The 13,110-nt window shown below is 62.4% G+C and carries 11 protein-coding genes and 1 tRNA gene; 10 read left to right on the top strand and 2 right to left on the bottom strand.

Features of this window, described 5'->3' with window-relative positions:
- Positions 1–16: 16 nt before the first annotated feature.
- On the bottom strand, positions 17–838 hold the full coding sequence (gene mutM, locus ABC383_RS11535) for a bifunctional DNA-formamidopyrimidine glycosylase/DNA-(apurinic or apyrimidinic site) lyase (RefSeq protein ID WP_413014070.1): 822 nt from the start codon (positions 836–838) through the stop codon (positions 17–19).
- Between the two features lie 204 nt (positions 839–1,042).
- On the opposite strand from mutM, the gene ABC383_RS11540 reads away from it, so the two are divergent.
- The 7 genes from ABC383_RS11540 to pth all read left to right on the top strand — a co-directional run bounded on the left by ABC383_RS11540 (position 1,043) and on the right by pth (position 7,066).
- On the top strand, positions 1,043–2,863 hold the full coding sequence (locus tag ABC383_RS11540; RefSeq protein WP_413014071.1) for a tetratricopeptide repeat protein: 1,821 nt from the start codon (positions 1,043–1,045) through the stop codon (positions 2,861–2,863).
- A gap of 65 nt (positions 2,864–2,928) precedes the next feature.
- Positions 2,929–3,537, top strand: coding sequence for a lipoprotein insertase outer membrane protein LolB (locus ABC383_RS11545; protein ID WP_413014072.1), 609 nt, complete (start codon positions 2,929–2,931; stop codon positions 3,535–3,537).
- A gap of 8 nt (positions 3,538–3,545) precedes the next feature.
- Entirely contained in the window at positions 3,546–4,406 is an 861-nt protein-coding gene (ispE, locus tag ABC383_RS11550) for a 4-(cytidine 5'-diphospho)-2-C-methyl-D-erythritol kinase (protein ID WP_413014074.1), read from the top strand.
- A gap of 71 nt (positions 4,407–4,477) precedes the next feature.
- A tRNA-Gln gene (locus tag ABC383_RS11555) sits at positions 4,478–4,554 on the top strand.
- A gap of 98 nt (positions 4,555–4,652) precedes the next feature.
- Entirely contained in the window at positions 4,653–5,603 is a 951-nt protein-coding gene (locus tag ABC383_RS11560) for a ribose-phosphate pyrophosphokinase (RefSeq protein WP_413014075.1), read from the top strand.
- Between the two features lie 116 nt (positions 5,604–5,719).
- Entirely contained in the window at positions 5,720–6,331 is a 612-nt protein-coding gene (locus ABC383_RS11565; protein ID WP_413014077.1) for a 50S ribosomal protein L25/general stress protein Ctc, read from the top strand.
- A 150-nt stretch (positions 6,332–6,481) separates the two neighbouring features.
- A complete protein-coding gene (gene pth, locus ABC383_RS11570; protein ID WP_413014078.1) occupies positions 6,482–7,066 on the top strand; it encodes an aminoacyl-tRNA hydrolase in 585 nt (194 codons plus the stop codon).
- Between the two features lie 55 nt (positions 7,067–7,121).
- Here the strand turns inward: pth and ABC383_RS11575 are convergent, their stop codons facing one another.
- Positions 7,122–8,828 carry a methyl-accepting chemotaxis protein gene (locus tag ABC383_RS11575; protein ID WP_413014080.1) on the bottom strand — a complete coding sequence of 569 codons (1,707 nt, stop codon included), beginning with the start codon at positions 8,826–8,828 and terminating at the stop codon, positions 7,122–7,124.
- Positions 8,829–9,113: 285 nt separating this feature from the next.
- On the opposite strand from ABC383_RS11575, the gene ychF reads away from it, so the two are divergent.
- The 3 genes from ychF to ABC383_RS11590 all read left to right on the top strand — a co-directional run bounded on the left by ychF (position 9,114) and on the right by ABC383_RS11590 (position 12,748).
- Positions 9,114–10,205, top strand: coding sequence for a redox-regulated ATPase YchF (gene ychF / locus ABC383_RS11580; RefSeq protein ID WP_413014082.1), 1,092 nt, complete (start codon positions 9,114–9,116; stop codon positions 10,203–10,205).
- A gap of 18 nt (positions 10,206–10,223) precedes the next feature.
- Positions 10,224–10,448 (top strand): hypothetical protein, encoded by a 225-nt coding sequence (locus tag ABC383_RS11585; RefSeq protein WP_413014084.1) that lies wholly within the window; start codon positions 10,224–10,226, stop codon positions 10,446–10,448.
- Positions 10,449–10,723: 275 nt separating this feature from the next.
- Positions 10,724–12,748 (top strand): hypothetical protein, encoded by a 2,025-nt coding sequence (locus ABC383_RS11590; protein ID WP_413014086.1) that lies wholly within the window; start codon positions 10,724–10,726, stop codon positions 12,746–12,748.
- The last annotated feature ends 362 nt before the right edge of the window (positions 12,749–13,110 follow it).

A 13,110-nucleotide genomic window follows, 5' to 3' on the forward strand; every position in this document is an offset into this window, starting at 1 on the left:
AGCCTAGCATCGGGCGTCATTTTTGACAATTTACACAGTAGAAGGTGGAACGCTGGCCCTGGCGGATCTGGCGCACCGCGCTGCCGCATTGTCGGCACGGCTCGCCGCCGCGATCATAGACGAAATAGCTCTGTTGGAAATAGCCTGACTGGCCGTCGGCGCCGACGAAATCGCGCAGCGTGCTGCCGCCCCGCTCTATGGAAGCCGCCAGAATCCGGCGTATGGCCTGCGCCAGCTTTTCGTAGCGGGCCAGGCTGATCCGGTGCGCCGGGGTCTTTGGATTGATGCCGGCTTCGAACAGGCTTTCCGACGCATAAATGTTACCGACCCCGACCACAATGTCGCCGGCAAGCAACACCTGCTTGATCGGCGCGCTGCGGTTGCGGGTGGCCTTGTACAGCGTCTGCCCGGAAAACAGGCTTTCCAGCGGCTCCACGCCCAGGCCGCGCAGCAGCAGATGGTTGTCCACGCCACCCTCCTCATGCGGATGCCACAGCACGGCGCCGAAGCGGCGCGGGTCGGTCAGGCGCATCACCTGGTCTTCCAGCACCAGGTCGAAGTGGTCATGCTTCTGCGGCGGCGTCGCCAGCGGCAGTATCCGCAGGTGGCCGGACATGCCGAGGTGGATGATCAGCGTGCCATGGTCGAAAGCGATCAGCAGATATTTGCCGCGCCGGTTGGTCGCGCGCACGGTGCGGTTGAGCAGGCGCTGCTCCAGGTCGGTCGGAAACGGCCAGCGCAGGCCGGTATGGCGCAACTGGACGCCACGCACCGTGCGCCCCTCGATGTGCGGCGCAATGCCGCGCCGCGTCACTTCCACTTCAGGTAGTTCAGGCATGAGAACGTGCTTGGTAATGTGAACGAACCCGGTAGGTGGGGATGAATTGCGCAATTTCCCCGCTTATTTTTGCGCGGCGCATCTTGTGGCTACAATGGCAATCCGGAGTCGATTTGACCACGCCCCACTCCCGTGGGCGCCTGCCGCACGCAGGCAACATGTTGGGCGTAGAATCGAAATTTGCCTATCAGCCAGGATAAGCTCTTGAAAAACCTTCCAGCTATCGCCTTCCTCTGTGCGGCCCTGTCGGCCTGTTCGGGATTGCCTGCGCGGTCGCCCGCCGAGTCAGCTTCTGCGGCCGCAACGCTCGCACAGAATGCGCCGGAGCAGCAAGCTGCCGCCTCCGCGCCACGCCGGCCGCGCCTGCGCAGCACCAGCACCACCGCCGCGCCGGGCGAGCGTCTGCCGGCGGCCGAGTTGAGCGAGGAAGTGCTGTACCGCTATCTGAGCGCGGAAATCGCCGATCAGCGCGGCGACTGGGAATATGCCTTCGTCAACATGCTGCAGGTTGCGCAGTTGACGCGCGACCCGCGCCTGGCCCGGCGCGCCGCCGAGATCGCCATCAATGCCAAGCAAACCGATGAAGCGCTGGCCGCGGTGCGGCTGTGGCGCGAGATTTCACCTGAATCGGAAGAAGCCGCCCAGTTCTACCTGAGCTTCGCCCTGATCGGCGACAACCTGGAAGACGCCCGCCCCATTCTGCAACAGCGCCTGCAAGCCGCCAGCAAGCCGACGCTGGGCGCAACCATCCTGCAGACACAGCGGCTACTGTCCAGGGCGCGCGACAAGGCCGCCGCATTCAGGCTGCTGGAAGAAGTACTGGCAGAGTACAAGGCGCTTCCGGAAATGCACCTGGCGCTGTCGCAGGCGGCGCATGCCGCCGGCGACGCGCCGCGCGCCGCCCAGGAAGCGCGGGAAGCGCTGGCGATTTCCCCGTCGTCCGACCTGGCCGCGCTGACTCTGGCGCAGGTGCTGCCGGACAAGACCGCGGCGCTGAAGTCGCTGGCGGACTATTTGAAAAGCAATCCCAAATCACGCGACGTGCGCCTGGCCTATGCCCGCTTTCTGGTCGAGCAGAAGCAGTACGATGCGGCGCGCGGCGAATTCAATATCCTGCTCAAGGAGCAGCCCAAAGACCTGACCGTGCTGTACGCGCTGGGCCTCTTGAGCGCGCAGCGCAACGACCTGCAGGGCGCGGAAAAATACCTCTCCACCTACCTCGAAGAACTGGCCGCCAAGCCGGACGACGAGCGCGACCCCACGCAGGCGCTGCTGATCCTGGCGCAGATCGCCGAGCAGCGCAATGACATTCCGGCCGCGCTCAAATGGCTGGACCAGGTGCCGGAAGGCACGCCCCAGGCCTATGTCAGCGCGCAGATCAAGCGCGCCCAGCTGGTCGGCAGGAACGGCGATCTCGACAGCGCCCGCAAGGTGCTGCATGACACCAAGGCCAGCGGCCAGGAAGAGGAACTGCAGCTGGTCGTGGCCGAAGCGCAGATGCTGCGCACGGCCGAGCGCGGCGAGGAGGGCCTGGCGGTGCTGGAAGAGGCGTTGAAGCGCTATCCGGACAATACCGACCTGCTGTACGACCACGCGATGCTGGCTGAAAAGCTGAACCGGCTGGAACTGATGGAAGCCTCGCTGCGCAAGATCATCGCGATCGCACCCAGAAACCAGAACGCCTACAACGCGCTCGGCTATTCGCTGGCTGAACGCAACATCCGGCTGGAGGAAGCCTACCAGCTCATTTCCAAGGCACTGGAACTGGCGCCGCAAGACCCGTTCATCATGGATAGCATGGGCTGGGTGCAATTCCGGCTGGGCCGCCTGAAGGAGGCCGAGGAACTGCTGCGGCGCGCCTACAGCCTGCGGCCGGACCCGGAAATCGCGGTCCATCTGGGCGAAGTGCTGTGGGCGCTCGGCCAGCGCGACGACGCCCGCAAGCTGTGGCGCGAAGCCAGCGTCAAGGACCCCAAGAACGACACCCTGAAAAACACGCTGGGCCGGCTGCGCGTGCGGCTCTAGCCTTCTGCCCTTCCAGCGTGCGCCGCGCGATGCGGCGCCGCTTCATTTACTTTTTTCCTTGATCGATGACCTTTCCCTACCGCGCCGCCCTGCTGGCGCTGCCTATTTTTCTCGCCGCCTGCGCCGGCATCCCGCCCGCCGCGCCAACGATGCCGGAGGCCGGCGTCACCCGCGCCTATGAGCAATCGGTCGATATCAACGGCCGCATGTCGGTGCGTTACAACCTCAATGGACGCGACGAAGCGCTGCACGGCAGCTTCGAATGGAAGCAGCGCCCGGACAACACCCGACTGACCTTGCTCTCGCCGCTGGGCCAGACCCTGGCGCAGATCATGGTCACGCCGGACGGCGCTACGCTCACCCAGGCCGGGCAGCCGCCGCTGTCGGCCGCCGATGCCGACGCCCTGGCCAGCCAGGCGCTGGGCTGGCCGCTGCCGGTGGCCGGCCTGCGCGACTGGCTGCAGGGCATGGTCACTGTGCCCGGCGGCAAGCGTGTGGCCCTCGCGCCAGGCAATGACGGCGACATCGTCAGCGCCGACGGCTGGCGCCTGCGCTTCCCGGCCTGGGAAGACGGCGCCCCGGCGCGGCCGCGCCGCATCGACCTGGCGCGCAGCACCGAGCAGGCCGGCGACGTTGCGCTGCGGCTGGTGATCGACACCTTCCAGCCGCGCTGAAGGCCGCCATGCGATCACTGCACGACTGCCCCGCCCCGGCCAAGCTCAACCTGTTCCTGCATGTCACCGGCAGGCGCGCCGATGGCTACCACCTGCTGCAAACGGTTTTCCAGTTGCTGGACCACGGCGACCTGCTGCACTTCGACCTGCGCGACGACGGCCGCATCCGCCGCGTCAACGACGTGCCGGGCGTGCCGGAAGACAGCGACCTGATCGTGCGCGCTGCCCGGCTGCTGCAATCCACCATCGCCGGCGAGCCGGCGCCAGGCGCCGATATCCGCATCGACAAGCGACTGCCGATGGGCGGCGGCCTGGGTGGCGGCTCGTCCGATGCGGCCACCACGCTGATGGCGCTGAACCGCCTCTGGGGGCTGGGCAAGAGCCGCGAGGAACTGATGGCGCTGGGGCTGCAACTGGGCGCGGACGTGCCGTTTTTCCTGTTCGGCCGCAATGCGTTTGCCGAGGGCGTCGGCGAGCACCTGACGGCGGTCGATGGCCTCGATTGCTGGTTCGTGGTGATAGAACCAGGCGTTGCCGTACCCACTCCTACAATTTTTTGCTCGCCGGAATTGACAAGAGATTCGAAGCCGGTCAGAATAGCGGACTTTTCAAGGGCACTTCAAAACGCCTTCGGAAAAAACGATTTGCAAGCAGTGGCAGTCCGGCTGTTTCCCGAAGTTGCAGAAGCCATTTCATGGCTGGGCAATTACGGCGCAGCAAGGATGACAGGATCGGGCGCATGTGTATTCATGCCCTGCACGTCCGAAGCTCAGGCGGATCAGGTGCTGCAAGCGGCATCGGGTCGATGGAAAGCCTGGAAAGCGAAAGGCGTGAAGCAGCATCCCTTAGCCAGTTTGCTCGATCGGTAGAAAAGAATTCGTTTGACGTTGCAATCATCGCCCAGTTCGGCGACAATGCCGCGGCAAACAGCAGGTTGTGTAGGGGAATCGCCAAGTCGGTTAAGGCACTGGATTTTGATTCCAGCATTCCAAGGTTCGAATCCTTGTTCCCCTGCCATTAAATATCGAAGCTAGAAGACAAGCCGCCAATGTTGAGACTCCCCGTCCACCACATTGCGGCTTTTTAAACTTTTAACGACTGCATTTAGGGATCCCATGGCGCTCGAGAACCTGATGGTTTTTACCGGCAACGCTAATCCGGAGCTGGCGTTGGGAGTGGCCAAACATTTGGGCATCCCTCTCGGCAAGGCTGTTGTCTCCAAATTCTCCGACGGCGAGATCGTCGTCGAGATCAATGAAAACGTCCGCGGCAAGGATGTATTCGTGCTCCAGTCGACCTGCGCGCCGACCAACGACCACCTGATGGAAATCATGCTGATGGTCGATGCATTGAAGCGCGCGTCGGCCGGCCGCATCACCGCCGCCATTCCCTACTACGGCTACGCCCGCCAGGACCGCCGCCCGCGCTCGGCGCGCGTTGCGATCTCGGCCAAGGTGGTTGCCAACATGCTGCAGGAAGCCGGCGTCGAGCGCGTGCTGATCATGGACCTGCATGCAGACCAGATCCAGGGCTTCTTCGACATTCCGGTCGACAACATCTACGCATCCCCCATTCTGCTCGGCGACCTGGTTGCCAAGAACTATGACGACCTGCTGGTCGTGTCGCCGGACGTCGGCGGCGTGGTGCGCGCCCGTGCGCTGGCCAAGCGCCTGAACTGCGACCTGGCCATCATCGACAAGCGTCGCCCGAAGGCGAACGTGTCGGAAGTCATGAACATCATCGGCGAGGTCGAAGGCCGCAACTGCGTGATCATGGACGACATGGTCGACACCGCCGGCACGCTGACCAAGGCGGCCGAAGTGCTGAAGGAACGCGGCGCCAAGAAGGTCATCGCTTACTGTACCCACCCGGTGCTGTCCGGCCCGGCGATCGAGCGCATTTCCAGCTCGCCGCTCGACGAACTGGTGGTGGTCGACACGATCCCGCTGTCCGAAGCCGCGCGCGCCTGCAGCAAGATCCGGCAACTGACTTGCGCCGAACTGCTGGCCGAGACCTTCAAGCGCATCAGCAAGGGCGACTCGGTGATGTCGCTGTTCATCGACTGATCCTGCGCCATACAGAATCCCGAATGCGGCCGTAAAGCCGCATTCTTTTTTGCAGTCCCTGGTCGCGGGGATTGCGCAACGCGGGGCACAGAGCCCCGCATATATTGGAGTTCATCATGAAAGTAGTCGCTTTTGTACGCACTGAGCAGGGGTCCGGAGCGAGCCGCCGCCTGCGCAATGCCGGTATGACGCCTGGCATCATCTACGGCGGTTCCGAGGCACCGGTCGCCATTTCGCTCGACCACAACGCGCTGTACCACGCGCTGAAGAAGGAAACCTTCCACTCGTCCATCCTGGACATGGAAATCGACGGCAAGGTGCAGCAGGTTCTGCTGCGCGACTTCCAGGTTCACGCTTACAAGCAACTGGTGATGCACGCCGACTTCCAGCGCGTGAGCTCCTCGGAAAAGATTCACGTGAAGGTGCCGCTGCACTTCATCAACGCCGAGACCTCGCCTGCAGTCAAGCTGTCGGCCGGCATCATCAGCCACGTGCTGACCGAGCTGGACGTGAGCTGCCTGCCGAAGGACCTGCCTGAGTTCATCGAGATCGACCTGGGCAACATGGAAGTCGGCGCCTCGCTGCACCTGTCCAACGTGACCCTGCCGGCTGGCGTGACCGCGATCGTCCATGGCGACGACCCGACCATCGCTACCGCATCGATCCCGGCAGGCAAGGTTGAAGCCGCTGGCGAAGCTGCTGCCGGCGAAGGCGAAGAGAAGAAGTAATGCGTTTCTGATGCCGGGCAACCGGCATCGACGCTGCAAACCCGCCGCGCCCGGCGGGTTTTTTTTCGCCTGCACATCCCGGCCCGCCGATTGGACGGCATCCCATGCTTCCCGGATAATCCCGGTTTCCCTCTTTCCAGCACAAGCACCATGTCCATCCGCCTCATCGTTGGCCTCGGCAATCCTGGCGCCGAGTATGAACAAACCCGTCACAATGCCGGCTTCTGGCTGGTGGACAACCTGGCGCAGGCAGAAGGCTGCAGTCTGTCCCGCGAGACCCGCTTCCAGGCACTGGCGGGCAGGACCCGCATCGCCGGCCAGGAAGTCTGGCTGCTGGAGCCGCAGACCTTCATGAACCGTTCCGGCCAGTCGGTCGGCGCGCTGGCGCGCTTCTACAAGATCGCAGCCGATGAAGTGCTGGTGGTGCATGATGAACTGGACCTGGCGCCCGGCGTGGCCAGGCTGAAGAAAGGCGGCTCGTCCGGCGGGCACAATGGCTTGAAGGACATCACCGCCGCGCTCGGCACGCCGGACTACTGGCGGCTGCGCATCGGCATCGGTCACCCGCGCCAGCTCAATCTGCAGCAGGCGGTAGTGGACTTCGTGCTGCATCGTCCGCGGCGCGAGGAGCAGTTGCTGATCGACGAGGCCATCGCCCACAGCCTGGACGTGGTGCCCACGCTATGCGAAGGCAAGTTCGAAGCGGCAATGCTGAAGCTGCATACCACCAAATAAAAAGCGGGCATGCATGCCCGCTTCTTCAACGCCGATCAGGCCTCACAGGCACGACTCAGAATTCCTCCCAGTCGCCATCGCGCGACGCGGGCCGCGGCAGCGCTGCGCCGACCGGCTCGCGCCTGGCCGCAACCGGCGCCTGCAGCCGGCCCCGTGCGGCGGCCGCCGTGCCGGATGCCACCGATGCCACGCCTCCAACTGCGGCAGGCGCGTCCTGCGTGCCTTCCAGCCTGAATACGCTGACTTCCTGCGCCAATGTGCGCGCCTGGTCCTGCAGGCTGCCGGCGGCCGCCGCGGCCTGTTCCACCAGCGCTGCATTCTGCTGGGTCACCTGGTCCATCTGGATGATGGCCTGGTTCACATTGCCGATGCCGGCACTCTGTTCGTTGCTGGCCGCGCTGATGTCGGCAACGATGTCCGCCACCCGCTGCACGCTGGCCACCACCTGGTCCATCGTGCTGCCGGCCTGCGCCACCAGACGGCCGCCGGCCTCGACCTTTTCCACCGAGTCGTCGATCAGGCCCTTGATCTCGCGCGCCGCAGCCGCCGAGCGTTGCGCCAGGCCGCGCACTTCGGTTGCCACCACCGCAAAGCCCCTGCCCTGCTCGCCGGCGCGCGCCGCTTCCACCGCCGCATTCAGCGCCAGGATATTGGTCTGAAAGGCGATGCCGTCGATGACGCCAATGATGTCGACGATCTTCCTCGACGAGATGTCGATCGCGCTCATGGTCTCGACCACCTGTCCCACCACCTGGCCGCCCTGGGCCGCGACGCCGGAAGCGGCCATGGCGAGCTGCTTGGCCTGCTGCGCATTGTCGGCGTTCTGGCGCACCGTCGCGGTCAGCTGGTCCATGGCCGACGCGGTTTCTTCCAGCGAGCCCGCCTGCTGCTCGGTGCGCGCCGACAGGTCCATGTTGCCGGTGGCGATCTCGCCGGACGCAGTGGCAATGGTGTCGCTGGAGCGGCGTATGTTGCCGACCGTTCTGGCCAGCATCTGCTGCATCGCCTGCATCGCGTGCAGCAGGCTGCCCTTGTCGCCGGGCCGGGTGGCGACCGTCACGCCGAGGTCGCCAGCCGCGATCGCTGCCACTACCTGCGCAGCATAGGCCGGCTCGCCGCCCAGCTGGCGGTACACCGCGCGCACCAGCAGCGCACCGGCCGCCGCCGCTGCCGCCAGGCCAAGCAGGATGGCCGCGATCATCACGTTGCGCAGGGTGGCAAAACGCTGCATGGCTTCCTCGTACTCCCTGCGCGCATTGTCCACCTGCAGCTTGCGCAGCGCGGCCACCGACTGGGTCACGGTCGGCGCCAGCGTGGCGATCTCGCCGGCTACCAGCTGCCGGACTGCGTCCAGCCGACCCTCGCGCAGCGCCTCGATCGCCGGGCGCATGCCCTGCGCATACAGCCGGCGCTGGGCCTCGACGAACTGGCCGGCGAGCCGGCTTTCCTCAGGGTCCAGATTGCCGGCCTGGTACTGCTCCATGGTGTCGGCAATGAGCTTGTCATTGCGGGCGATCAGGTCGAGTTCGGTCTGCACCTTGTCGGGCGACGGGTTGGCGTAGGCATCGGCCAGCGCCAGGCGGCTGCGCACGATGTTGCGGTCGATGTTGGTGATGCGGTCCAGCGACACGGTGCGGGTCTCGTAGACGGTGCGCAATCCTTCATTGGACTTGCGCATGCCAAAGAGGCCCAGCACGCCGATGGCCACCAGCAGCAGGGACAGCAGGCCCAGAACCGAAATCAGGCGCAGTTTGAGTGACATGTTGTTCTTTCCAGGAGAAACAATTTGCAAAAGCCCGTTAACGTCCGGCCCTGCGGGCGTCTTGAGGAATTCTTGGTCACGATCATGGATACAGTTGGTTGTGACAAGGCGTCGTTCCACGGCAAGAGTTTTTGATGCCGGCAGCGGCCAGGGTTACAATTGAGCCCTTTTTACAGCGGCGCCCGCGGCATGGCGTGTTGCACCAGTCCTGCCGGACCCGGCCGTGCCGCCGCACCCACTGCCCATGCCCGTCCGGCGCCTGCGCATCGATCACAAAGGAATTCCATGAGTCTCAAATGCGGCATCGTTGGCCTGCCCAATGTCGGCAAGTCCACCCTCTTCAATGCCCTGACCAAGGCCGGCATCCCGGCCGAGAACTATCCGTTCTGCACCATCGAGCCCAATGTCGGCGTGGTGGAAGTGCCGGATGCGCGCCTCGATGCGCTGGCCGCCATCGTCAAGCCCGAGCGCGTGCTGCATGCCACGGTCGAGTTCGTCGACATCGCTGGGCTGGTGGCTGGCGCGTCCAAGGGCGAAGGCCTGGGCAACCAGTTCCTGGCCCACATCCGCGAAACCGACGCCATCGTCAACGTGGTGCGCTGCTTCGAGGACGAGAACGTGATCCACGTGGCCGGCCGCATCAGCCCACTGGACGACATCGAAGTCATCCAGACCGAACTGGCGCTGGCCGACATGGGCACGGTGGAGAAAGCCATCCACCGCGAAAACAAGAAAGCCCGTTCCGGCGACAAGGACGCGGCCAAGCTGGTGACGCTCCTGGAACGCATCATGCCCGAGCTGGACAATGCCCGGCCAGTGCGCGCGCTGGGCCTGGACGCCGAGGAAATGGCGCTGATCTACCCGCTGCACCTGATCACCGCCAAGCCGGCAATGTATGTCGCCAACGTGGCAGAGAACGGCTTCACCAACAATCCGCTGCTGGACCAGCTCACCGAATACGCCGCCAAGCAGAATGCGCCCATCGTTGCGATCTGCGCCGCCATCGAGTCCGAGATCGCCGACCTCGACGACGCCGACAAGCAGGAATTCCTGACCGACCTCGGCATGGAAGAGCCTGGCCTGAACCGCCTGATCCGCGCCGCCTTCAAGCTGCTGGGCCTGCAGACCTACTTCACCGCCGGCGTCAAGGAAGTGCGCGCCTGGACCATCCACATCGGCGACACCGCGCCGCAGGCGGCCGGCGTGATCCACACCGATTTCGAGCGCGGCTTCATCCGCGCGCAGACCATTGCCTATGACGACTACATTGCCTGCAAGGGCGAACAGGGCGCCAAGGAAGCTGGCAAGATGCGCGCCGAGGGCAAGGAGTATGTGGTCAAGGATGGGGATGTGCTGAATTTTCTGTTTAACGTTTGATCTAGCCTCGCAGCCTGATTGCTGCAGGCCGATCCGTTTCGGCTGCAGCAACCAAATGAAAAAAGCCCTGAGCGTTCAGGGCTTTTTTCATTTGGTTATGACCCACGCCAGTTTGCAAAATCCGAATGTGATCCCCGACATGCTGGCATTCAGCAGATGGCATCGCCTTTGAATCAGCATTTAACAAACAGGAAAATTGATAGCTACATGCTGCAACTACTTTCCACTGCCGTTACTGATTAAAGTGTGCTGAACGATATTGATCACTTCCTTTTAAAAGACCCGGCATGCGGTCATAAATTTCATTAATGCCATTACGTTTGCATGGGAAATCCGCGAGAAATGGCTGAGCCAAACTCGCAGCCGTTTACAGCAAAAAAATAAGCAGGCACAGGCCCATTTGGCTCAGGGCTCTTAACTGCCATTATCTTGATGCCGGCCATTGCCTTGTTTGCCGATTTTCAATTTAACGCTCTTCCTTATAGGCGCATTTCCTCAACCCATATCAAGGATTCGTCATGCGTATTTACTTGAAAAATAGACCCGGCGCTATCCGCAAGGCAGTGGCATGGGCATTGATTCCTCTGCTTGCTGCTTGCGGAAACGGTACAGGCAGTTCTCCCAATGCCACTAACACGTCAGGCAGCGGTGTTAATCTTGTCGCCACCACAATGGCAGTCGCTGCTATTACGCCTGCCAGCTACACCGTGGCCAATATGGGTGAGGGATTTCGAATTCTATCTACGGGTAACCGTGTGCTTAATGAACATGGACAAGTCGCAGGTTATAAAAACATTCCTGATTTAAACATTGACCGCGCATTCCGTAGCGACGGTGGCGTATTGAACGACTTGGGGGCTTTGGAAAGTGCAGTTAATTATTCCTATGCAACCGCCATCAATGCCAGCGGACTGGTGGCAGGCTACTCGCAGTTCGGTAATACCGATCACGCCTTTCTGCACGACGGCACCACTATCAAAGACTTGGGAGTTTTGGAAAGTGCGGCTGACTCTTCCAGGGCAGTCGCCATCAGTGCCGGCGGACTGGTCGCAGGCAACTCGACGAGCGGAGGTATCACTCACGCCTTCCTGCACGACGGCACCATCATGAAGGACTTGGGTGTGCTGGATAGTTTAAAAAATTATTCCGAAGCAATCGGCATCAATGCCAGCGGCCTGGTGACAGGCTACTCGAGTCTCGGAAACACCACGCATGCCTTTCTGCACGACGGCAGCACCATGAAGGACTTGGGGGCTTTGGGAAGTAGAGATAATCGGTCCTTTCCAACTGCCATCAATGCCAGCGGACTGGTGACAGGTTACTCGGACATCGGAAACACCACGCATGCCTTCCTGAACGACGGCACCAGCATGATTGACTTGGGAGCCTTGGGAAGCAGTTATTCCTATCCAACCGCCATCAATGCCAGCGGACTGGTGACAGGCAACTCGTATATCGGAAACGCCATTCATGCCTTCCTGCACGACGGCACCAGCATGATTGACTTGGGAACTCTCGGCGGTCCAGCTGCATATTCCGCAGCGCGCGCCATCAATGCCAGCGGGCAGGTAGTAGGCAAATCAGCGGCGACCGATAACAGCGTACGCGCCTTCATCAAGTCGCCTGCTGACAGCCAGATGATCGACCTGAATACACGACTGACCAATGCGCCAGGAGTAGAACTCTTTGATGCAGTGGCAATTTCCGACAGCGGCTACATCCTTGCAGAGGCCAATACCGGCTGGGTACTGCTCAAGCCCGCTGTTGCCATGCCTGATCCTGCCCCTGCGACGCTCGGCCCAATCACGGCAAACGATCCGGTTGCCGTCGGTACGCCAGTCAATGTCAGCGTGCTATTTTCCGATATCAACACCTCCGATACCCACAGTGCGCAATGGACCTGGGAAGGCAATGGCACCAGCCCTGGCGTCCTGACTGAACCGAGCGGCGCCTTTCCCGGTACCATTAAAGGCTCCACCATCTTCTCTGCCGCCGGCCTCTATAACGTCACCCTCAGCGTGACAGACGGCAGCATCGCGCCGCCCAGCACCGTCAGCCGCCAGGTCGTCGTCTATGATCCCTCCGCCGGGTTCGTGACCGGTGGCGGCTGGATCATGTCGCCGGAGGGCGCCTACAAGGCGGATGAGCACATGACAGGCCGAGCGACCTTCGGCTTCGTCTCGAAATATCTCAAGGGCGCCAACAAGCCCAGCGGCGAAACCGAATTCCGCTTCCAGACCAGCGGACTGAACTTCTACAGCAACAACTACGACTGGCTGGTGGTCGGCGGCGCGCGGGCGCAATACAAGGGCAGCGGCACCATCAATGGCACAGGAAGCTACCAGTTCATGCTCACCGCCGTGGATGGCGACCTGATCGCCAAGGGCACGCCGGACCGGTTCCGCATCAGGATCTGGCATCACGACGACCGCACCAATACCGACGTGACCGATTACGACAACCAGATCGACTCCATTGCTGCAGGAAGCAGCCTGGAAGGCACCGTCCTTGGCGGCGGCAGCATCAACGTCAAGATCCGGTAAGCTTTTTCAGGCTGTGAAGACGGGCGTCCGCCATGGGCGCCCGTTTCTCTCTCATTGCACCTGCGAAAAGTGATTCCACGGCAGGATCGGGTCAGTGCCAATGCGCTTTCCGCATCGGGGCGCTTCAACATGGAAGACGGCAACACGTTCAGGCTGATGACAGCCGGCTTCCAGCGCAAAAGATGAATCGGATCAACACATTCATGCCGTAATCAGCAAAGATGCGGCAATGACCATGAACACCATCCGTATTCATCCGACAATGCCTGCACATGCCAGGCTTGCTGCCTTCCTGCCCATGCGATTCGGCTTTCCATGACCATCGATATCTCAAGACCCTACACGACCAGCGCAAATGCAGG

Origin of the sequence: Noviherbaspirillum phoenicis (assembly GCF_047237965.1) — a bacterium.
GTDB lineage: Bacteria > Pseudomonadota > Gammaproteobacteria > Burkholderiales > Burkholderiaceae_D > Noviherbaspirillum_A.

Coding starts and splice junctions, on each gene's coding strand:
- pth (WP_413014078.1), top strand. CDS start 6,482: ATGTCCATCCGCCTCATCGTTGGCCTCGGCAATCCTGGCGCCGAGTAT.
- ABC383_RS11565 (WP_413014077.1), top strand. CDS start 5,720: ATGAAAGTAGTCGCTTTTGTACGCACTGAGCAGGGGTCCGGAGCGAGC.
- ispE (WP_413014074.1), top strand. CDS start 3,546: ATGCGATCACTGCACGACTGCCCCGCCCCGGCCAAGCTCAACCTGTTC.
- ychF (WP_413014082.1), top strand. CDS start 9,114: ATGAGTCTCAAATGCGGCATCGTTGGCCTGCCCAATGTCGGCAAGTCC.
- ABC383_RS11590 (WP_413014086.1), top strand. CDS start 10,724: ATGCGTATTTACTTGAAAAATAGACCCGGCGCTATCCGCAAGGCAGTG.
- ABC383_RS11545 (WP_413014072.1), top strand. CDS start 2,929: ATGACCTTTCCCTACCGCGCCGCCCTGCTGGCGCTGCCTATTTTTCTC.
- ABC383_RS11575 (WP_413014080.1), bottom strand. CDS start 8,828: ATGTCACTCAAACTGCGCCTGATTTCGGTTCTGGGCCTGCTGTCCCTG.
- mutM (WP_413014070.1), bottom strand. CDS start 838: ATGCCTGAACTACCTGAAGTGGAAGTGACGCGGCGCGGCATTGCGCCG.
- ABC383_RS11560 (WP_413014075.1), top strand. CDS start 4,653: ATGGCGCTCGAGAACCTGATGGTTTTTACCGGCAACGCTAATCCGGAG.